The following is a 20550-nucleotide window of genomic DNA, read 5'->3' on the forward strand; positions in this document are numbered from 1 at the left end:
GGCCAATCCCGGGTCGGCCGACACCGAGGGGGCAACGGGTGCGTCGGTCCGTGTTGTTCCCGTGCGCCCGCCCCGATCGGGGCGGGCGCACGGGCCTGCGGGGACTCGACGACGGGCACCGGACGATTCGGGTACGGATTGTCGGATTGCGACAGTTCCTCCGGTGCGGCGCTGTGGGAGCCCGATGCGCCTGCTCCGCCGACCGCCCGATAGCGTCACACTGCGTACGCATTCCGACGTGCGTGCTCACACACGGAGAGAGGTGGATCGTTGAGCCGCTCGGTTCTCGTCACCGGAGGAAACCGGGGCATCGGCCTCGCGATCGCCCAGGCCTTCGCCGAAGCGGGCGACAAGGTGGCCATCACCAGCCGCTCGGGTGAGGTGCCCGAGGCCCTGGCGAAGTACGACGTCCTCGCGGTGCGCTGCGACATCACGGACGCCGCGCAGGTCGACGCGGCCTTCACCGAGATCGAGCAGAAGCACGGCGCGGTCGAGGTGCTGGTCGCCAACGCGGGCATCACCAACGACACCCTGCTGCTGCGGATGTCCGAGGAGGACTTCACGTCCGTCCTGGACACCAACCTGACCGGCACCTTCCGGGTGGTCAAGCGCGCGTCGAAGCTGATGATGCGCGCCAAGAAGGGCCGCGTGGTGCTGATCTCCTCCGTGGTGGGCCTGTCCGGCTCGCCGGGCCAGGCCAACTACGCCGCCTCCAAGGCCGGCCTGGTCGGTTTCGCCCGGTCGCTGGCGCGCGAGCTCGGCCCGCGCAACATCACCGTCAACGTGGTGGCCCCCGGCTTCGTGGACACCGACATGACCGCGGTGCTCAGCGACGAGCGCCGTAAGGAGATCGTCTCCGGCGTGCCGCTGGGCCGCTACGCGGCGCCCGCCGAGGTCGCCTCCACCGTGCGGTTCCTCGGGTCGGACGAGGCCGCGTACATCACCGGAGCCGTCATTCCCGTCGACGGCGGATTGGGCATGGGTCACTGAACATGAGTGGAATCCTCGAAGGCAAGCGGATCCTGATCACCGGCGTGCTGACGGAGGCGTCCATCGCCTTCCACACCGCCAAGCTCGCGCAGGAACAGGGCGCGGAGATCATCCTCACCGCCTTCCCGCGCCCGAGCCTGACCGAGCGGGTCGCCAAGAAGCTGCCGCACCCGGTCAAGGTGCTGTCGCTGGACGTCTCCAGCCCGGAGGACCTGGCGGGCATCGCCGACCAGGTCCGCGAGACCCTGCCGACCCTGGACGGCATCGTCCACTCGATCGGCTTCGCGCCGCAGGACGCGCTGGGCGGCAACTTCCTGGACACCCCGTGGGAGTCCGTGGCCACCGCGATGCACGTCTCGGCGTACTCGCTGAAGTCGCTGACCATGGCGCTGCTGCCGCTGATGCAGGACGGCGGCTCGGTGGTCGGCCTGACCTTCGACGCCCAGTTCGCCTGGCCGCAGTACGACTGGATGGGCCCGGCCAAGGCCGCCCTGGAGGCGACCAGCCGTTACATGGCGCGCTACCTGGGCGAGCGGGACATCCGCTGCAACCTGGTCTCGGCCGGTCCGCTCGGCTCGATGGCCGCCAAGTCCATCCCGGGCTTCACCGAGCTGGCCGACACCTGGAACCACCGCTCCCCGCTGAAGTGGGACCTGAGCGACCCGGAGCCGGCCGGCCGCGCCATCGTCGCGCTGCTGTCGGACTGGTTCCCGAAGACCACCGGCGAGATCATCCACGTCGACGGCGGTCTGCACGCCATCGGCGCCTGATCCGCTGAAACCGCCGCTGCCCGGCACCCCCTCGGAGGGGTGCCGGGCAGCGGTGTTTCCCTTACGGGCGAGTCACGCCTCCGCGGTGGCGCAGGCGCCGATGGCGCGGCCGGCCTCGACCGAGGCACGCGGGGCGTCGCCGGCCCGGATGGCGTCCAGGATGGTGCCGTGGCCGATGTAGCGCTCGGCGATCAGCTCGGGGCCGACGTCGTTGCGCAGGTGTGCGCGGGTGACCTCGCCGAGGTCGGCGTAGACGGCGAGCAGCACGTCGTTGTGGGCGGCGGCGACCACGGCCTGGTGGAAGGCGGCGTCGGCCTGGACGAAGTCCTCGGCGTCGCCGGAGTGCCAGGCGGCCTCACGGCGGCCGAGCGCGGCGTCCAGCAGCTCCAGGTCGCGCGCGGTGCGGCGCAGCGCGGCCAGGCCCGCCGCGGAGGTCTCCAGCGCCGCCCGCAGCTCGGCGACCTGGGCCTGGTCGGCGTCGGCGAAGCGGCGGTGCATCACCCCGGCCAGCTCGCTGGTGGCGAGCACGTAGGTGCCGGAGCCCTGTCGGATGTCGAGCAGCCCGTTGTGGGCGAGGGCGCGGACGGCCTCGCGGACGGTGTTGCGGGCCACCCCCAGCTGTTCGACCAGCGCGGCCTCGGTGGGGATGCGCGAGCCGACGGGCCACTCCCCGGAGGTGATCTGGGCGCGCAGCTGCGCGATCACCTGGTCGGACAGCGGCGTGCGCCTCGGCGATGACAGCGCCACGGGGACTCCTTGCGGCTACGGGGTGGGTGGGCCCTGGGGGAAGTGGCCGGTTGATGAACGGTCGGCACATCATGCCAATTCCAAGGTGCATCAATTCATCCCATCATTCTATGATGGCGCCTATGCCTCCCGCAGCAGACACCACCGTCGCCTCCCCACGGACCGGGGCCCGGCCGCAGACCGAGCGGCCCTCCGGCTCCGCCAAGTACCTCGGCTTGCTGTTCGCCGTCGCGATCGCCGCCGCCGCCTTCAACCTGCGCCCCGTGGTCACCAGCCTCGGGCCGCTGCTCGACCAGGTCCGCGGCGACCTCGGGATGAACCCGACGCTCGCCGGACTGCTCACCGCCGTCCCCTCGCTGTGCTTCGCGCTGTTCGGCTTCGCCGCGCCCGCGGCGGCCCGCCGGATCGGCCCGATCGCGGTGGTCACGGCCGGGCTGGGCGCGATCACCGCGGGCGTGCTGGCCCGCTCCTTCGCCGGCGGCACCGCGGTGTTCCTGCTGCTGACCGCGCTCGCCCTGGCCGGTGTGGCGGTCTCCAACGTGCTGCTGCCGGTGGTGATCAAGCGGTACTTCCCGGAGAAGGTTGGTCCGATGATCGGCCTGTACTCCATGGCGCTGTCCGCCGGCACCGCGCTGGCCGCCGCCGTCACCGTGCCGCTGACCAGCGCGCTCGGCGGCGACTGGCGCTATGGCCTGGGCGTCTGGGCCGCGCTGGGCGCGCTCGCCCTGGTGCTCTGGCTGCCGGTGCTGATCGCCAAGCGCGAGCGCGGCGAGCGCGCCGACGGCGCCGCGGCCCCCGCCAAGCTGCCGATCACCCGCAGCCGTACGGCCTGGGCGATGGCCTGCTTCTTCGGGCTCCAGGCCACCGGCGCGTACGTGGTGATGGGCTGGCTGCCGAAGATCTTCCAGGACTCCGGCGTGGACAAGGGCACCTCCGGGGTGCTGCTCGCGGTCACCATGGTGATCGGCGTGCCGGTCTCCTTCGTGCTGCCCAACCTGGCCGCCCGGCGCGGCGACCAGCGGCTGTTCGTGGTGGTGCTGGCCTCCTGCGGCATCGCCGGGTACGCCGGTCTGGCGCTCGCCCCGGCCGGGGCGCCGTGGGTCTGGTCCGTCCTGGTGGGCCTGTCCAACTGCGCCTTCCCGCTGGTGCTGACCATGATCGGGCTGCGCGCCCGGACCGCGGGCGGGGTGGCCCAGCTGTCCGCCTTCGCCCAGGGCGTCGGCTACCTGATCTCCATCCCGGGACCGATCCTGATCGGCCGGATCTACCAGGCCACCGGCGAGTGGTACTGGCCGCTGGGCTTCCTGGCGCTGCTGCTGGTGCCGCAGATGCTGTTCGGCCTGCGCGCCGCGCGGGCCCGGCACATCGAGGACGAGGCGGTCCACCCGGCCGAGAAGGTCAAGGCCTGACGGGGAAGGTCAAGGCTCGCCCAAGGCGGGAGGGCCGGGGCTCGACGGGCGTGTTCGGGGTGGGAGAATTCCGGACATGCCCGTTCTCGACCCGAACCCCACCGACGGCCGCAAGCAGCTCGGCCGTATCGCCCTCGCCTTCGGTGCCATCGTGGTGCTGGTGGCGATCATCGCCACCGTCGCCGCCCAGATCGGCTGACCACCGCCCGTGCCGCCGCCGTTACCCCCGGCGTCGGTACCCGCCACCCCGGGGAGTGGCGGCGAGCGGGAGCGCCGCGCCCCCGGGCGGCTTTTCTGCCAAGCTTGCTGGGTATGAGCGCCGACACGCCCCGCAGGATCATCGTTCTCCGCCACGCCAAGGCCGACTGGCCGAACGCCGTGGACGACCACGAGCGGCCGCTGGCCGACCGGGGCCGCCACCAGGCCCCGGACGCCGGCCGCTGGATGGCCGACTCCGGGATCAACCCCGACTTCGTGCTCTGCTCCACCGCCCTGCGCGCCCGCGAGACGTGGAAGCTGGCGGCACACGAACTGCCCAAGCGGGCGCGCAAGACCGTGTACGAGGAGCGGATCTACGAGGCCAGCCCGGGCGAGATCATCGCCGTCCTCCATGAGACCCCGGAGGAGTACGTGGACGTGGTGCTGGTCGGCCACAACCCCGGGGTGCTGGGCCTGACCCAGGTGCTGGCCGGGGACGCGGGCGACCGGGACGCGCTGGAGCGGCTGCGGGTGGGCGGCTTCCCGACGGCGGCGGTCGCGGTGCTCAGCTTCTCCGGCTCCTGGAAGGGCGTCGAGCCGGGTATGGCCGAGCTGGTCTCGTACCACACGCCGCAGGACTAGGGCCTGTCTCTCGGGTCCTTGCCGGGGCCGCCAAAACCCGACAGGCAGGCCCTGGGCCGGAACGTCAGCGAGGGGCGCGCGGATCGGATCCGCGCGCCCCTCGCTGACGTCCGCATGCCTTACTCGGTCGGGGTGCCGTCGTGCACGCCGGCGGCCTCGACCTCCTCACGGGTGATGCCCAGCAGGTAGAGCACGGTGTCCAGGAACGGCACGTTCACCGCGGTGTCGGCGGCCTCGCGCACCACCGGCTTGGCGTTGAAGGCCACCCCGAGCCCGGCCGCGTTCAGCATGTCCAGATCGTTGGCGCCGTCGCCGATCGCCACCGTCTGCTCCAGCGGCACCTTCGCCTGCTCGGCGAAGCGGGCCAGCCAGCGGGCCTTGCCGGCCCGGTCCACGATCTCGCCGACCACCCGGCCGGTGAACTTCCCGTCCACCACCTCCAGGGTGTTGGCGGCCGCGAAGTCCAGCCCCAGCAGCTCCACCAGGTGGTCGGTGACCTGCGTGAAACCGCCGGAGACCACCGCGACCTGGAAGCCCAGCCGCTGCAGGGTGCGGATCAGGGTGCGCGCGCCCGGGGTGAGCCGGACCTCCGCGCGGACCTTGTCGGTCACCGAGGCGTCCAGCCCCGCCAGCAGTGCCACCCGGGCGCGCAGCGACTCGGCGAAGTCCAGCTCGCCGCGCATCGCCGCCGCCGTCACCTCGGCGACCTGCTCCTCACAGCCCGCGTGGGCGGCGAACAGCTCGATCACCTCGTCCTGGATGAGCGTGGAGTCCACGTCCATCACCACCAGGCGCTTGGCGCGGCGCTCCAGCCCGGCCGCCACCACCGCGACGTCCACCCGCTGGGTGGCCGCCTCCTGGGCCAGCTCGGCCCGCAGCTCCTCGGTGGCCACACCGGAGACGGCCAGTTCGACCGCGGTCACCGGATACTTGGCGAGTCGGAAGACACGGTCGATGTTGCCGCCGGCCGCGGTGATCCGGGAGGTCAGCGCGGAGACGGCGGAGGCGGTCAGCGGGTTGCCGAGCACCGTCACGTGCGAACGGCCCTCGCGGCGCGGCCGGTTGTCGCCGATTCCGGAGAGGATCTCGGCCTGGAGCTTCTGCTCGTCCGCCCAGCGGTGCACGGTGGCCCGCAGGCCGCCCTCGGCGCCGGGCGCGTGGGGCGGGGTCACCAGGGCACACAGCGTGATGCGGCCACGGGTGACGACCTGCTCGATGTCGATCACGTCGACGCCGAAGCCGGCCAGGGTGGCGAAGAGGCCGGCGGTGATGCCGGGGCGGTCCTTGCCGAACACCTTGACGAGCAGGGTGCGCTCGTCCGCGGTCCGGGGCTGGGCGGCGGGGAGGGGCTCAGCGGCCAAGGGCGATGCGTTCATGGTGACTCCCACGCTACCGTCGGCCCTCGGGGGGCGGGTACCCGTCCCACCTCGCGGGACGCGGGCGCGCCCCGGCTCCGGTAGCAGCCTCGTCACAGTCACCCGGGGTGACTTTTATCGGCGGTCGGCGGGCTGGAATGATTCCCCCCGTCAGTCAGAGGAACAGAGCACCCCCGGCCGGGGGCCACAATTCGGGGGAACCGAGAGAGCGGGGCAGGCGCGCAGTGCCGCAACTCGTCATTGAGATCAACGGACAGCAGCGGACTCTGGAGCCCGGGCGGTCCTACACCATCGGGCGCAACCCGCAGTCGGACTTCACGTTCGACGACGCCAGGGTCTCCTGGCAGCACGGGACCATGAGCTTCAACGGCAGTGGTTGGCTGCTGGACGACCACGGCAGCACCAACGGAACGTACGTGGCCGGAGCCCGCACCATGCAGGCCCAGCTGTTCCCCGGTGCCGTGGTCAACCTGGGCAACCCGGAGAACGGCCCCCGCCTCGCCTTCTCGGCGCCCGTGGTCGCGGCCGCCCCGCAGCCGTCCCCAGTGCATGACGCCGCCACCGCCCGCGGCCCCGTTCCGACGCCCCACCAGCCCGGGCCGCAGCAGGCCTGGCCGGGGCAGGACCCGTACCAGCAGCAGGCCTGGCCGGGCCAGCAGCAGCCGCAGCAGCCGTTCGTGCCGCAGCAGCAGCAGTACACGCCGCAGCCCCAGCCGCCGCAGCACGACGGCTTCCCGCAGCAGCAGGGCTTCCATGCCCCGCCGCAGCACGGCGGTGGCGCCCCGCAGCCCACGATGATCCGCAACCTGACGGCCGCCATGCGCACCGTCAGGATCGGCCGTGCGCTGGACAATGACATCGTGGTGTCCGACCTCCAGGTCTCCCGTCACCACGCCGAGCTGCGCCAGCTGCCGGACGGTCGCTACGAGATCGTCGACCTCGGCAGCCACAACGGCATCTTCCTCAACGGCCAGCGGGTGCAGCGTCAGCTGATGGGCCCGCAGGACCGGCTGACCGTCGGCCACTCCGGCTTCGTCCTGGTCGGCGACCAGCTGCAGGAGTTCGTCGACACCGGCGCGGTCTCCTTCTCCGCCCGCCACCTGACCGTCGAGGTCGAGCACAAGGGCGGCAAGAAGATCCTGCTCAACGACGTCAGCTTCGGCCTCCCGGAGAAGTCCCTGGTCGCGGTCATCGGCCCGTCCGGCTCCGGCAAGTCGACCCTGCTGCGCGCCCTCACCGGCTACCGCCCGGCCGACCGCGGCGAGGTGCTGTACGACGGTCGCAACCTTTACAAGCAGTTCGCCGAACTGCGCTCCCGCATCGGCCTGGTGCCGCAGTCGGAGATCCTCCACCGCGAGCTCACCGTCCGAAAGGGCCTCAAGTACGCGGCCCGGCTGCGCTTCCCCGGTGACACCGAGGCGAAGGAGCGCGACGCCCGGATCGACGAGGTGCTGTACGAGCTGCGCCTGGACAAGCGCGCCGACAACAAGATCACCGCGCTCTCCGGTGGTCAGCAGAAGCGCGTCTCGGTCGCCCTGGAGCTGCTCACCAAGCCCTCGCTGATCTTCCTGGACGAGCCCACCTCCGGCCTCGACCCGGGCATGGACCGCGAGGTCATGCAGATGCTGCGCGGCCTGGCCGACGACGGCCGCACGATCCTGGTCGTCACCCACTCGGTGGCCGAACTGGCGCTCTGCGACCGGCTGCTGGTGATGGCTCCGGGCGGTTCGGTGGCCTACTTCGGCCCGCCGGACGAGGCGCTGCACTTCTTCGGGTACGAGACCTGGGCGGACGTCTTCCAGGCCTTCGAGAACTACCCGGACCACGACTGGGCCGGCCGCTACCGCGGTTCGGTGCACTACCAGCAGTACTCCGCGCCGACCGTCGACGCGGGCGAGGTGCAGCACGTCCAGGTCGCCCAGGAGGCCGTCCGCCCGCCCAAGCCGCAGAGCTGGGGCTCGCAGCTGTGGACCCTGATGCGCCGCTACATGTCGGTGCTCGCCTCGGACCGCGGCTTCCTGGCACTGTCGGTGCTGCTGCCCGCGGTCATCGGCGTGGTCAGCGTGCTGATGCCGAACGAGCCCGGGCTGGCACCGAACCCGAAGAGTCAGGCGGGGCTCAACTCCGGAGCCGGGCCGATCATCATGATCATGGCGATCGGCGCCTGCTTCTCCGGTGCGGCCAACTCCGTCCGCGAATTGATCAAGGAACGGGCGATCTACGAGCGGGAACGGGCCACCGGCCTCTCCCGCTCGGCGTACATGATGTCCAAGGTCATCGTGCTGGGCTTCTTCAGCGTGATCCAGGGCGCGATCATCTCCGCCGTCGGCTACCTGCCGCGTAAGCTGCCCGAGCACGGCCTGCTGGTGAAGAACCTGCCGATCATCGAGATGACCGGCGGCATGATCCTGCTCAGCTTCGCCGCGATGATGTTCGGCCTGATGATCTCCGCGCTGGTCAAGACCGCCGAGAAGACCATGCCGCTGCTGGTCATGTTCGCGATCGTCCAGGTCGTCTTCACCGGCTGCCTCTTCCAGATCTTCGGCAAGCCCGGCCTGGAGCAGGTCGGCTGGCTGATGCCCGCCCGCTGGGGTACCGGCATGGTGGCCACCACGCTCGACCTGTCGCACCTCCTGGGCCCCTGGAACAAGGACTTCCAGCACCCGAACTACGACCCGCTGTGGAAGCACAGCGTCGCCCAGTGGTGGATCGATGCGGGCGTGCTGATCGTGATGTCGATCATCATCGGCGTCATCGTGACGAGGCTCCAGCGTCGGCACGAGCCGGAGGTCATGCAGAAGGGCTGACAGCCCGTCGCCGAAAAGGGCGCTCTCCCCGGTCGGGGGGAGCGCCCTTCGCTGTTATTCGCCCGCTCGCCTCCGGGGCGCTGGGACCCGGTGCCGACGGTCGGCGCTCCGATGCCCTCGTTCCTCGGGCCTCCTCGCTTCTCCCTTTCGGTACCGGCGCGCCCCTTCGGCTCGGGGCGGGGGCCCAGTGGCCTAGGTCCCCGGACCTGCGTCCGGCGCGGCCGGGGACGGACGCGACGGCGTCCGCGACGGCGGTAGTTTGGCGGTATGCCCAGCACGACCGGTGACCACCGGACTTCCGACGGCCCGCTGCCCGCCTGCGACCCGCTGGCCGGCATCGAGGCCGTCAGCCAGGCGCTGCTGGCGATGAGCCGGCACCTGGAGGTCCGCGAGGTGCTGCGCCGCATCACCGCCTCCGCCCGGGAGCTGCTCGGCGCCGAGTACGCGGCCCTGGGCGTGCCGGACGACCACGGCGGCTTCGCCCAGTTCGTGGTCGACGGCATCACCGACGAGCAGTGGCGGGCGATCGGCCCGCTGCCCCGCCAGCACGGCGTGCTCGCCGAACTGCTGCACGAGACCGGCCCCACCCGCCTCGCCGACGTCCGCAAGGCCCCCGCCTTCGAGGGCTGGCCGGCCGCCCACCCCGAGATGGACGCCTTCCTCGGCATGCCCGTCCTGGACAGCGAGGCCGCCGAGGACGAGCCCCGGGTGATGGGCGTCATCTTCCTCGCCAACAAGCGCGGCGGCGGCCTGTTCACCGACCACGACGAGGAACTGCTGCGGATCCTCGCCGCCCACGCCGCCCTCGCGCTCTCCAACGCCCGCCTGTACGAACGCAGCCGCGAACTCACCCTGGCCGGTGAGCGCGCCCGGATCGCCCACGACCTGCACGACGCCGTCTCGCAGAAGCTCTTCTCGCTGCGCCTGACCGCCAAGGCCGCCGCCAGGCTCGTCGACCGCGACCCGGCCCGTGCCCGGGCCGAACTCGCCGAGGTCGCCCGGCTCGCCGCCGAGGCCGCCGACGAACTGCGCGCCGTCGTGGTCGAACTGCGCCCCGCCGCCCTGGAGGAGGACGGGCTGAGCGCCACCCTCGCCTCCCAGGTGCAGGTCCTCGACCGCGCCCACACCGCCGACGTGGCCTTCGCCGCCGACGGCGTGCGCGCCCTGCCGCCCGCGCAGGAGGCCGCGCTGCTGCGGGTCGCCCAGGAGGCGCTGCACAACGCGCTGCGCCACTCCGACGCCCGCCGGGTCACCGTCACCCTGGCCGGGACGCCCGTGCGCGGCGCCCTGCTGCGGGTGCGCGACGACGGGCGCGGCTTCGACCCCGAGTCCGTCCGACGGGCCGGCCGCCACCTCGGCCTGGCCTCGATGCGCGACCGCGCGGCCGCCGTCGGCGGCACGCTCACCCTGGAGTCCGCCCCCGGCAAGGGGACGCTCGTCGAGATGGAGGTCCCCGGTGCCTGAGAGCACGCCGTCGATCCGCGTCCTGCTGGTCGACGACCACCAGGTGGTCCGCCGCGGGCTGCGCACGTTCCTGGAGGTCCAGGACGACATCGAGGTGGTCGGGGAGGCCGCCGACGGGGCCGAGGGCATCGACCGCGCCCGCGAACTCGACCCGGACGTCGTCCTGATGGACCTCAAGATGCCCGGTGTCGACGGCATCGAGGCGCTGCGCACGCTCAAGGACGAGGGCAGCCGCGCCCGGATCCTGATCGTCACCAGCTTCACCGAGCACCGCACGATGGTCCCCGCGCTGCGGGCCGGCGCCGCCGGGTACGTCTACAAGGACGTGGACCCGGAGGCACTGGCCGGCGCGATCCGTTCCGTACACGCCGGCCACGTGCTGCTCCAGCCCGAACTGGCCGAGGCGCTGCTCTCCGACGAGGGCCCGCGCGCCCCGCAGGGCCGCGGCGGCACCCTCACCGAACGCGAGCGCGAGGTGCTCGGCCACATCGCCGACGGCCGCTCCAACCGGGAGATCGCCCGCAGCCTGCACCTGTCGGAGAAGACGGTGAAGACCCACGTCTCCAACATCCTGATGAAGCTGGACCTCGCCGACCGGACCCAGGCCGCGCTCTGGGCCGTCCGGAACGGCGAGACGCGCGCCTAACGGTCCCCGCGCTCGTCCACCAGGGCGTTGTAGGCGGCCACCTGGGCCCGACGGGCGGTGCGCCGCAGCGGCGCCAGGACGGACTGGCGGGCCCCCATCTCGGAGGCGCTGACGGCCGCGCCGTGGCCGCCCGAGGCGATCGACAGCAGCGCGGACACCTGCCGGGCCGACTCCAGGACCCGTACCGCCCGCGGCGGGTAGCCGGGGGCGAGCAACTCGGTGTGGCCGCGGCGGCGGTAGGCCTCCAGGGCGCGCAGCGCCTGCGGTCCGGCGCCGGCCACGTCGAGCCGGGTGAGCAGGACGGTCGCCTCGCGCAGCCCGTCCGCCAGCTCGCGCTCGGCCTCGTGCAGTGAGGGCACGTCGGCCGGCCCGGCGTCGTTGACCTCGGCGCAACGCCACAGCACGGTGGCCGAGCGGTCCCCCTCCGGGCCGTACACCGTGATCTCCGGCACCAGGCCGAGCGGCACCCCCACCGCGAGCACCGCCTCGCCGGCCGCCATGGCCCGTTCGTTGAAGGCCGCCGGGCCGGTCAGCCCCAGCGGGTGCCCGGCCGAGGGCAGCGCCAGGCGCAGGCCCTTCACCCCGAGTACCCGCAGCCGTCCCAGTGCCCAGGTCAGCCCGTGCTGCTCGCCCGGCTCGTCCCCGGGCAGTCCGGTCACCCGGTGGCTCTCGTCGGCGCCGAGCACGGCCGCGGCGGCGTCGTCGGGCGGCACCAGGCCGCTGAGCAGGGCGTTGCCCCAGGCGGTCAGGCGCCCCGAACGGGGTTCTTCGTACGGATTGTCGGCTGGAGTCGCGAGCATCCGGCCAGCCTACGGAATCGGCGGTCATCCGCGTGGCGTAGGTTTGCCCCTGCGTGTGCGGCGCACCCACCCCGTGCCCACCGGCTGCCGGAGTAGGCTCGCCGCCCGCACCGACGGCCGAGATTTTTTGTATTGGGGAAGGCGTAGGCATGAGCGACGTGCTGGAGCTGGTGGACGTATCCGTGGTCCGGGAGGGGCGCGCGCTGGTCGACCAGGTCTCGTGGTCCATCTCCGAGGGTGAGCGCTGGGTCATCCTGGGCCCGAACGGCGCCGGCAAGACCACCCTGCTGCAGATCGCCTCCTCGTACCTCTTCCCGACCTCGGGCAAGGTCTCGGTGCTGGGCGAGAAGCTGGGCGAGATCGACGTCTTCGAGCTGCGCTCCCGGATCGGCCTGGCGGGCGCCGCGATGTTCGACAAGCTGCCGGCCGAGCAGACCGTCCTGCAGACCGTGCTCACCGCCGCCTACGGCATGACGGTCAGCTGGCAGGAGACCTACGAGCAGTCCGACGAGGGCCGCGCCCTCGCCCTGCTCGACCGCATGGGCATGGCCAACCTCACCGGCCGCAAGTTCGGCACCCTCTCCGAGGGCGAGCGCAAGCGCACCCTGATCGCCCGCGCCCTGATGACCGACCCCGAGCTGCTGCTGCTCGACGAGCCCGCGGCCGGCCTGGACCTCGGCGGCCGCGAGGACCTGGTCCGCCGGCTCGGTGCGCTCGCCCAGGACGAGTTCGCCCCGGCCATGGCGATGGTCACCCACCACGTCGAGGAGATCGCCCCCGGCTTCACCCACGTCCTGATGATCCGCCAGGGCAAGGTGCTCACCGCCGGTCCGATCGACACCGAGCTGACCGCCCGTAACCTCTCCAAGTGCTTCGGGCTGCCGCTCACCCTGGAGCGCCACGGCGACCGCTGGTCGGCCCAGGGCCTGCCGCTGGGCTGAGGCCCCGTCCGACCCCGCAGCGAATCCCTCGCCGCCCCCTCGCCCGTCCATCACTCGGAAGGCCGTCGGAACCGGTCGCACTTGCGACCGGTTTCCGCCCCTCGACCTGCGGGAACTGTCCGCATCGAAGGCCCTTCGCTCCCTAGGATGGACGTGTGGACAGCTGGATCTGGTGGCTCCTGGCCGCCGCAGCCCTCGGCATACCGCTGGTGCTCACCGCGATGCCGGAGTTCGCCATGTTCGCGGTCGGTGCGCTGGCGGCGGCGGGGGTGGCCGGCCTGGGCGGGGGAGTGGTCCTCGAGGCCGTGACCTTCCTGGTGGTCTCGGTCGCGCTGGTGGTCTTCGTCCGCCCGATCGCCTACCGGCAGCTGCAGAAGGGCCCGCAGATCAAGATGGGCATCGAGGCGCTCCAGGGTGCCACCGCGGTCGTCGCGGAAACCGTTGACGGGGAGGGCGGTCGGATCAAGCTCAACGGCGAGATCTGGTCGGCTCGCGCGCTCAATCCGGACAGTGTGTACCAGCCGGGTCAGAAGGTCGACGTCGTCGAAATCCAGGGCGCGACCGCCCTGGTCGTCTAGGGGAGAGTCCGTGGAACCCGTCCTTATCGTTTTGGTCGTCCTGGTCGTGGTGGCCTTCATCGCGCTGATCAAGACGATCCAGGTCATCCCGCAGGCCAGCGCCGCGATCGTGGAGCGCTTCGGTCGCTACACCCGGACGCTCAACGCAGGGCTGAACATCGTCGTCCCGTTCATCGACCGCGTCCGCAACCGGATCGACCTGCGCGAGCAGGTCGTGCCGTTCCCGCCGCAGCCGGTGATCACCCAGGACAACCTGGTCGTCAACATCGACACCGTCATCTACTACCAGGTGACCGACCCCCGGGCCGCCACGTACGAGGTCGCCAGCTACATCCAGGCGATCGAGCAGCTGACCGTCACCACGCTGCGCAACATCATCGGTTCGATGGACCTGGAGTCCACGCTGACCTCCCGCGAGGTCATCAACGCCGGTCTGCGCGGCGTCCTGGACGAGGCCACCGGCAAGTGGGGCATCCGGGTCAACCGCGTCGAGCTGAAGGCGATCGAGCCGCCGACTTCCATCCAGGACTCGATGGAGAAGCAGATGCGCGCCGACCGTGACAAGCGCGCCGCGATCCTCACCGCCGAGGGTCAGCGCCAGGCGCAGATCCTCAAGGCCGAGGGTGAGAAGCAGGCCGACGTGCTCAAGGCCGAGGGCGAGGCCCAGGCCGCGGTGCTGCGCGCCGACGGTGAGGCAGCCGCGATCCGGACGGTCTTCGAGGCCATCCACGACGGCGACGCCGACCAGAAGCTGCTCGCCTACCAGTACCTGCAGACCCTGCCCGAGCTGGCCAAGGGTGACTCCAACAAGCTCTGGATCATCCCCAGCGAGGTCGGCGACGCGCTCAAGGGCCTGGGCGGCGCCTTCAACGGCCTGACCGGCAACGGCGGCGCCAACGGTGGTGCGGTCGCGGCGCCGAGCGTCCCGCAGGCGGCCCCGGCGGCCCCGGCGGCCACCCAGGTGCCGCTCGACCCGGCGGCCGGGCCGCGGCCGGTGGACGTCGAGAAGGGCGCCGCCCGTCCCCGGGTGGACCCGGCCCGCGAGTACCGCAAGATCGACCCGGAGTGATCTGACCGTGTTCGGTGGAGGGCCCGCTGCCTCGTGGTGGCGGGCCCTCGGGCTTTCCCGGCGCCTTCACACCGCGGCACTGTCCCGTACGTCCCGAATGCGCTGTGGCGTACGTCCCGAATGGTGGGCGGGCCTGGTCCGGCCGGCGCGGGGTCCGGCATGATCACCTCGGACAGGACCGAGAGGAGAGGTGACCCGTGACGCTCTGGGAGGCGATCGCCGTCCTGGTGGCCGGCGTCGGTGCCGGGATGATCAATGTGATCGTCGGCTCCGGCACTCTGATCACCTTCCCGGTGCTGCTCGCCGTCGGCATCCCGCCGGTCACCGCCAACGTCTCCAACTCCTTCGGCCTGGTGCCCGGTTCGCTCAGCGGCGTGATCGGCTACCGCCGCGAACTGGTCGGCCAGAGCCGTCGTCTGCTGCGCCTGGGCACCGCCTCGCTGCTCGGCGGGCTGGTCGGCGCGCTGCTGCTGATCAAGCTGCCGAGCGGGGCCTTCGACGCGATCGTCCCGGCGCTGATCCTGCTCGCCCTCGTCCTGGTGGTGATCCAGCCCCGGGTGGCCAAGGCCGTCGCCGCCCGCCGCCGCCCCGACGGCGACCCGGACGGCAGCCCGGTGCTGCTGACCGGGGTGTTCCTCACCGGCATCTACGGCGGCTACTTCGGCGCCGCACAGGGCGTCCTGCTGATGGCGCTGATGGGCATGCTGCTCCAGGAGGACCTGCAGCGGATCAACGGGGTGAAGAACGCCCTGGCCATGATCGTCAACGGGGTCGCCGCACTGTTCTTCCTGTTCACCTCGACCGTCAACTGGACGGCCGCCGGGCTGATCGCGGCGGGCTCGCTGGTCGGCGGCCTGCTCGGCGCCAAGGTCGGCCGCCGGCTTCCGCCGACCGCGCTGCGAGGGGTGATCGTGGTGGTCGGGCTCGTGGCCGTCACCAAGCTACTGCTGAGCTGAACGAACGTCAGACCGTACTCAAGTCGGAGGAATACGCCATGGCCCTGGAGATGCGCGAGACCTGTGAGCGCTGCGCGGTGTCGCTGACCGCCGACGGCCCCGCCTCGATATGTTCCTACGAGTGCACCTTCTGCCCGGACTGCACCGAGGCCATGGCCGCCGGCTGCCCCAACTGCGGTGGCGAACTGGTGGCCCGTCCGCGCCGGAAGGCCGCCTGACCGGCACCCGACCGACGACACCCGGAGCGCACCGATGAGCAGCAGGGCACGGCTGAGCGAGGACGAGATCACGGCGGCCCTGGCGGCCCTGCCGCAGTGGGCGCGGGAGGGCGACAGCATCGCCCGCGGCGCGGACGCCCCGGACTTCCCGGCGGCGATCCGGGTGGTGGTCGCCGTCGCCGAGCAGGCCGAGGCGCTCGACCACCACCCCGACATCGACATCCGCTGGCGCACCCTGCGTTTCGTCCTGTCCACCCACAGCGTCGGCGGGCTCACCGGCCTGGACTTCACCCTCGCCGCCCGCATCGACGAGGCCCTGCGCGCCGAGTCGGCGGCCTGAGGCCGCCCCGCTGCGCTGCGTCGAGGGCCCGGGTGGGGCACCTGGACGGGCGTGAGATGCTGACTGCCGCAATCGGCAGGCAGGCGGGGCTGGGAGGGACGTAACGATGGCGCAGGAGCCCTTCGGAGACGCCCACGCCCAGCAGCAGTGGTACCCCCAAGGCGGGTACTACGACCCGCAGCAGCCGCAGGGGCAGTGGCAGCAGCCGGCGCCGTCGGCGGGCTACGACGGCGCGGGCGGGTACGGGCAGCAGGCGCCGCAGTACGACCAGCCGCAGTACGACCAGCAGGGCGGGTACGGCCAGACCGGGTACGTGGAGGGCGGGTACGTCCAGGGCGACTACGGCCAGGGGCAGTACGGCGGCCAGGACCAGTACCAGCCGTACCAGCAGCAGCACCCGGACTACGGGCAGCAGTCGTACGCGCCGTACGCCGCCGTGGAGCAGCCGGCTGAGGAGGCGCTGCACGCACCGGCGGGCGCCGGGTACTCGGCCGACGACCATGTGCACATCGAGGAGCCTGCGGAGGCGCCTGAGCCCGCTGCCGAGGAAGAGCCGACGGAGCCCGCTGGGCCCGCCGCCGCGTCTGCCGCGTCCTCCCGGGCGGCTCGGCGGGGCCGTGGTGGCACCGGTTCCGGCTCCGGCTCCGGCCCTGGCACCGATTCCGGCTCCTCGCTCGCGGCCAAGGCCCGGGCGGCCGCCGACGCCGTGCTGACCGGGGAGCACGTGCCCAGCCGACGGGCCCTGATGGTGCGGGCCGGCGCCGGGGTGGCCGCGCTCGGGGTGCTGATCACGGCCGCACTGACGGTCGGTGCCGAGGGCGGCGGCAGCGCGTCCGCGACCAGCAGCGGCGAGCCCGGTTTCGCGGTGGCGCACGCCAAGGCCTGGTCCGCGCAGCCTGCGGCCGCCACCCAGGGCGGGGGCGACGACACACTGATCGGCAGCTGGTTGCTGGCCGACGCGGTGGTCCGCGCCGACGGCTCCGGCGTGCACGCGTACGACCGGACGGCGGGCAAGCCGACCTGGTCGGTCGAGCCCCCGGCGGCCGGTGCCGTCCCGTGCGGGCTGTCGGCGGGCGTGAACCCGGCCGGGCTGGGCGCGGCGCTGTTCCGGCCGCAGGCCGATCCGAAGAGCCCCTGCACGCTGGTCGCCGCCGTGGACACCAGGACCGGCAAGACCGCCTGGACCAAGAACATCTCGGACGCGAAGGGCGCCTACACCGCGCGGATCGGCGTCACCGAGGACAAGGTGATCGCGGTCGGCGACGACCGTGCGGTCGCCTGGGACTCCGCCGACGGCAAGGACGTCTGGCAGTACACCGGACAGGGCAAGTTCTGCACCCTGTCCGGCGGCGTCAGCGACAAGACCGTGCTGGTCGCCTCCTCCTGCGCCGACTCGACGCCGGCCGACCAGGCCGTGGCGCTGAACACGGTGGACGGCAAGGTCGCCTGGTGGCGGGGCCTGAACAACCAGCCGAAGACGGTCACGGTGCTCTCCGCCGAGCCGGCCGTGGTGCTGACCACCGGCGGCAAGCCCGAGGACGACCGGGTGTTCGCCTGGGGCACCGGCGGCGACCCGGCCGCCGAGATCCCGGTGGTCACCGACGGCGGCCGGCTGGACGTCGCTCACGGTACGTTTTCGGCCATCCCGAACGTCTTCTTCGAGGGCCGCACCATGGTCGCCACCCTGGCCCCGGCGAACGGCAGCGGGCCGGTGTCCGCGGTCGGCTACGACCTGGACACCGGTAAGCAGCGCTGGAAGGCGCAGACCACCGCCAAGGGCACCGTCCGGGCGGTCGGCATCGACGGCGGCTCGCTGGTGCTGGCCGCCGACGAGCGCCGCGACCAGCCCGCCCGCCTCGGCCGCTTCCCGCTGGCGGGCGGCCAGGAGGCGGTCGGCGGCAACTTCCCGCCCGGCACCGGCTCGCTGCTGGTCTCCGGGCGGGTCGTGATCGGCGGCGGACAGGTGGTCGTCATACCCGAGCACTCGGCCAACTTCGGCACGGCGGCGGGCTACCGGGCGAAGGGCTGAGGTCCCTTCGCGGTCAGGCCTTTGCGGGGCCCTTGCACACGACCGTGTGGTCAGGCCGCCGGGACCGGCCGGCCCGGTATGTCCGGCAGCCAGTCGGCCAGCTCCCTGGCCTCCGAGCCGCGCAGGCCGAGCGCCAGCATCAGGGTGGCCTGCGGCGTCGGCACGAACGGCCGCCGCAGCAGTCTCATCCCGGCCTGCTCGGGCGTCCGGTCGGCCTTTCTCTGGTTGTCCTCGGCGCACGCTGCCACGGTGTTCATCCAGCTGTCCTCGCCACCGCGCGACTTGGGGTGCAGGTGGTCCACCGTGGTGGCCCGGCGCCCGCAGTACGCGCACAGGTGCTGGTCCCGGGCCAGGACACCCCGCCTCGACCACGGGGCCTGTTGTCGGAACGGCACCCGTACGTACCGTTGCAGTCTGATCACCCGTGGCACCGGGACGGCCACGCCCGTCCCCCGGATCGAGCGCAGCGGATGCGCCTGCTCCACCACCGCCTTGTCCTGGAGCACCAGGACGACGGCGCGCTGGAGCGACACCGTTGTCAGGGGCTCGTAGCTCGCGTTCAGAACCAGCGTGTTGCGCACTCGGCACACCCTTCCCACGGGCGTGCCACGGCGGCACGACCGTCTCCACACACGTCACTGCCGCCGCACGGCGGTGGAACCACTCTGAATGGGCCCACAGCCGACGAACAACGGAATTTCCGGTATCGGAGAGGCACCCGGGGGAGGGCGGCGGGTGCCCGGCACGGTGCCTCGGCGAAAACTCGCTGGCCGGGACCGCGTAGGCTCTATCAGGCTGGAGTCGTATCGACCCGGGGCCCGACCGAACCGGGCCGGCACCGGGCAGACGCCCGATCGAAGGAGAAGCGTGACCGTGACGGACATCGTCGACGAGCTGCGGTGGCGTGGGCTGATCGCCCTGTCCACCGACGAGGACGCACTGCGCAAGGCGTTCGCGGACGGCCCGGTCACGTTCTATTGCGGCTTCGACCCGACGGCCCCCAGCCTGCACCTCGGCAACCTGGTGCAGATCCTCACCATGCGCCGCATCCAGCAGGCGGGGAACCTCCCGCTCGGCCTGGTCGGCGGCGCCACGGGCCTGATCGGCGACCCGAAGCCCACTGCCGAGCGTGTGCTCAACGACCCCGAGACGGTGGCCGGCTGGGTCGAGCGCCTGCGTGGTCAGATCGCGCGCTTCCTCGACTTCGAGGGCCCGTACGCGGCGCGCATGGTCAACAACCTGGACTGGACCTCCGGGATGTCGGCCATCAGCCTGCTGCGTGACGTGGGCAAGTACTTCCGCGTCAACAACATGATCGCCAAGGAGGCCGTCGCCCGACGGCTCAACTCCGACGCGGGTATCAGCTACACCGAGTTCAGCTACCAGATCCTCCAGGGCATGGACTACCTGGAGCTGAACCGCCGCTACGGCTGCACCCTGCAGACCGGCGGCAGCGACCAGTGGGGCAACCTCACCGCCGGCACGGACCTGATCCGCAAGGCCGACGGCAAGTCCGTGCACGCGCTGGCCACGCCGCTGATCGTCAAGGCCGACGGCACCAAGTTCGGCAAGACCGAGTCCGGCACGGTCTGGCTCGACCCCGAGCTGACCACCCCGTACGCCTTCTACCAGTTCTGGCTGAACGCGGACGACCGGGACGTCTCCAACTTCCTGCGGATCTTCAGCTTCCGCTCGAAGGAGGAGATCGAGGAGCTGGAGCGCGAGACCGCCGAGCGCCCCGCCGCCCGCCTCGCCCAGCGTGCGCTGGCAGAGGAGCTCACCACGCTGGTGCACGGCGCCGAGCAGTACGAGCGCGCGGTCGCCGCGTCCAAGGCGCTGTTCGGTCAGGGCGACCTGGCCGACCTGGAGGCCCCGACCCTGGCCGCAGCCCTGGCCGAGGTCCCGAAGGCCGAGGTGTCCGAACTCCAGCCGGTGGTCGACCTGATGGTCGCCGTCGGCCTGGCGCCGAGCCGCTCGGCCGCCCGCCGGACGATCAAGGAGGGCGGTGCCTACCTCAACAACGTCAAGGTGACGGATGAGGAGGCTGTGCCGACCGAGGCGGACCTGCTGCACGGGCGCTGGCTCGTGCTGCGGCGCGGCAAGCGAAACCTGGCGGCGGCGGAGCTGGTCTCGGCCGGCTGACCGGTTCCCTGACCTGCCGGTTGATCGACTGGCTGAAAGCGCACCCGCTCTGAGCTGCGGTTCTGAGCCCCGAGGGCCGGATCTGGACAGATCCGGCCCTCGACGTTTGACGATGACCTCCAGGTGGCCTAGTGTTGAACGAGTCGCTGGAGCGGCCACCCCACTCAGCAAGACCCACTCTCACCTCGATGCCCATTCAGTTGGGTTCGTTGGCGTTTTCGTCGACCGGGCGTGAGTATGAATTTCGAGTAACACTCGGAATAAGCTAAAGTGGTGGTCGTCGCAGAAAGCGGCCCCGGCCAGTTCGGGAAATTGGATGAATGAAACTCCGGAAAACGGAGCGGAAAACATCTGATAAGCTGGAAACACGAAAGAACGAAGCGCCCGGAGGGCCCGCTGGAAGGCGGTCCGAAGGAAGTGTCCGTTCC

20 protein-coding genes are annotated in these 20550 nt (G+C 71.9%); 16 read left to right on the top strand and 4 right to left on the bottom strand.

The genetic code is table 11. From position 1 onward, the window contains the following. Positions 1-270: 270 nt before the first annotated feature. Both fabG and fabI read left to right on the top strand, forming a co-directional pair. Positions 271-990 carry a 3-oxoacyl-[acyl-carrier-protein] reductase gene (fabG, locus tag ABZW30_RS42965; protein ID WP_355676764.1) on the top strand — a complete coding sequence of 240 codons (720 nt, stop codon included), beginning with the start codon at positions 271-273 and terminating at the stop codon, positions 988-990. Positions 991-992: 2 nt separating this feature from the next. After that, on the top strand, positions 993-1760 hold the full coding sequence (gene fabI, locus ABZW30_RS42970; RefSeq protein WP_355676765.1) for an enoyl-ACP reductase FabI: 768 nt from the start codon (positions 993-995) through the stop codon (positions 1758-1760). Positions 1761-1832: 72 nt separating this feature from the next. Here the strand turns inward: fabI and ABZW30_RS42975 are convergent, their stop codons facing one another. Beyond that, positions 1833-2507, bottom strand: a complete 675-nt coding sequence (locus ABZW30_RS42975; RefSeq protein WP_355676766.1) for a FadR/GntR family transcriptional regulator — start codon at positions 2505-2507, stop codon at positions 1833-1835. 122 nt (positions 2508-2629) lie between these two features. On the opposite strand from ABZW30_RS42975, the gene ABZW30_RS42980 reads away from it, so the two are divergent. From ABZW30_RS42980 to ABZW30_RS42990, 3 genes are all read left to right on the top strand, one after another. Continuing rightward, positions 2630-3916 (top strand): MFS transporter, encoded by a 1287-nt coding sequence (locus tag ABZW30_RS42980; protein ID WP_355676767.1) that lies wholly within the window; start codon positions 2630-2632, stop codon positions 3914-3916. 76 nt (positions 3917-3992) lie between these two features. Further along, the gene (locus ABZW30_RS42985) at positions 3993-4115 is read left to right on the top strand and encodes an SGM_5486 family transporter-associated protein (RefSeq protein WP_355676768.1); all 123 of its coding nucleotides are present in this window, start codon (positions 3993-3995) and stop codon (positions 4113-4115) included. Between the two features lie 113 nt (positions 4116-4228). After that, positions 4229-4756: a histidine phosphatase family protein gene (locus ABZW30_RS42990; RefSeq protein ID WP_355676769.1), complete on the top strand. Its 528-nt coding sequence runs from the start codon at positions 4229-4231 to the stop codon at positions 4754-4756. A 119-nt stretch (positions 4757-4875) separates the two neighbouring features. Here ABZW30_RS42990 and serB read toward each other — a convergent pair whose 3' ends face one another. After that, positions 4876-6132 carry a phosphoserine phosphatase SerB gene (gene serB, locus ABZW30_RS42995; RefSeq protein ID WP_355676770.1) on the bottom strand — a complete coding sequence of 419 codons (1257 nt, stop codon included), beginning with the start codon at positions 6130-6132 and terminating at the stop codon, positions 4876-4878. 224 nt (positions 6133-6356) lie between these two features. Here serB and ABZW30_RS43000 point away from each other — a divergent pair, with 224 nt between their 5' ends. The 3 genes from ABZW30_RS43000 (at position 6357) to ABZW30_RS43010 (ending at position 11049) form a co-directional block, all read left to right on the top strand. Further along, on the top strand, positions 6357-8939 hold the full coding sequence (locus ABZW30_RS43000; RefSeq protein ID WP_355676771.1) for an FHA domain-containing protein: 2583 nt from the start codon (positions 6357-6359) through the stop codon (positions 8937-8939). Between the two features lie 366 nt (positions 8940-9305). Then, positions 9306-10403: a GAF domain-containing sensor histidine kinase gene (locus ABZW30_RS43005; protein WP_355676782.1), complete on the top strand. Its 1098-nt coding sequence runs from the start codon at positions 9306-9308 to the stop codon at positions 10401-10403. Continuing rightward, positions 10396-11049, top strand: a complete 654-nt coding sequence (locus tag ABZW30_RS43010) for a response regulator transcription factor (protein WP_355676772.1) — start codon at positions 10396-10398, stop codon at positions 11047-11049. The genes ABZW30_RS43005 and ABZW30_RS43010 overlap by 8 nt, the downstream gene beginning before the upstream one ends. On the opposite strand, the gene ABZW30_RS43015 is transcribed toward ABZW30_RS43010, so the two are convergent. After that, the gene (locus ABZW30_RS43015) at positions 11046-11849 is read right to left on the bottom strand and encodes a hypothetical protein (RefSeq protein WP_355676773.1); all 804 of its coding nucleotides are present in this window, start codon (positions 11847-11849) and stop codon (positions 11046-11048) included. The two genes, ABZW30_RS43010 and ABZW30_RS43015, sit on opposite strands and share 4 nt — an antisense overlap. 149 nt (positions 11850-11998) lie before the next feature. Between ABZW30_RS43015 and ABZW30_RS43020 the strand changes: the two genes are divergently transcribed. The 7 genes from ABZW30_RS43020 (at position 11999) to ABZW30_RS43050 (ending at position 17980) form a co-directional block, all read left to right on the top strand. After that, complete coding sequence (locus ABZW30_RS43020; RefSeq protein ID WP_355676774.1) at positions 11999-12790, top strand: ABC transporter ATP-binding protein; 792 nt, start codon at positions 11999-12001, stop codon at positions 12788-12790. A 155-nt stretch (positions 12791-12945) separates the two neighbouring features. Further along, positions 12946-13368: an NfeD family protein gene (locus ABZW30_RS43025; protein ID WP_355676775.1), complete on the top strand. Its 423-nt coding sequence runs from the start codon at positions 12946-12948 to the stop codon at positions 13366-13368. A gap of 10 nt (positions 13369-13378) precedes the next feature. After that, positions 13379-14437 carry an SPFH domain-containing protein gene (locus ABZW30_RS43030; protein WP_355676776.1) on the top strand — a complete coding sequence of 353 codons (1059 nt, stop codon included), beginning with the start codon at positions 13379-13381 and terminating at the stop codon, positions 14435-14437. A 197-nt stretch (positions 14438-14634) separates the two neighbouring features. Next, the gene (locus ABZW30_RS43035; protein WP_355676777.1) at positions 14635-15393 is read left to right on the top strand and encodes a sulfite exporter TauE/SafE family protein; all 759 of its coding nucleotides are present in this window, start codon (positions 14635-14637) and stop codon (positions 15391-15393) included. A gap of 38 nt (positions 15394-15431) precedes the next feature. After that, positions 15432-15611, top strand: coding sequence for a DUF1272 domain-containing protein (locus tag ABZW30_RS43040; RefSeq protein WP_355676778.1), 180 nt, complete (start codon positions 15432-15434; stop codon positions 15609-15611). Positions 15612-15645: 34 nt separating this feature from the next. After that, positions 15646-15951, top strand: coding sequence for a 4a-hydroxytetrahydrobiopterin dehydratase (locus ABZW30_RS43045; RefSeq protein WP_355676779.1), 306 nt, complete (start codon positions 15646-15648; stop codon positions 15949-15951). A gap of 106 nt (positions 15952-16057) precedes the next feature. Then, the gene (locus tag ABZW30_RS43050) at positions 16058-17980 is read left to right on the top strand and encodes a PQQ-binding-like beta-propeller repeat protein (protein WP_355676780.1); all 1923 of its coding nucleotides are present in this window, start codon (positions 16058-16060) and stop codon (positions 17978-17980) included. Between the two features lie 50 nt (positions 17981-18030). Here the strand turns inward: ABZW30_RS43050 and ABZW30_RS43055 are convergent, their stop codons facing one another. Then, positions 18031-18561 (bottom strand): HNH endonuclease, encoded by a 531-nt coding sequence (locus ABZW30_RS43055; RefSeq protein ID WP_355676781.1) that lies wholly within the window; start codon positions 18559-18561, stop codon positions 18031-18033. Positions 18562-18853: 292 nt separating this feature from the next. Here ABZW30_RS43055 and tyrS point away from each other — a divergent pair, with 292 nt between their 5' ends. Further along, entirely contained in the window at positions 18854-20122 is a 1269-nt protein-coding gene (gene tyrS, locus ABZW30_RS43060) for a tyrosine--tRNA ligase (protein ID WP_355676783.1), read from the top strand. Positions 20123-20550 lie beyond the last annotated feature (428 nt).

The organism is Kitasatospora sp. NPDC004669 (genome assembly GCF_040609455.1).
GTDB lineage: Bacteria > Actinomycetota > Actinomycetes > Streptomycetales > Streptomycetaceae > Kitasatospora.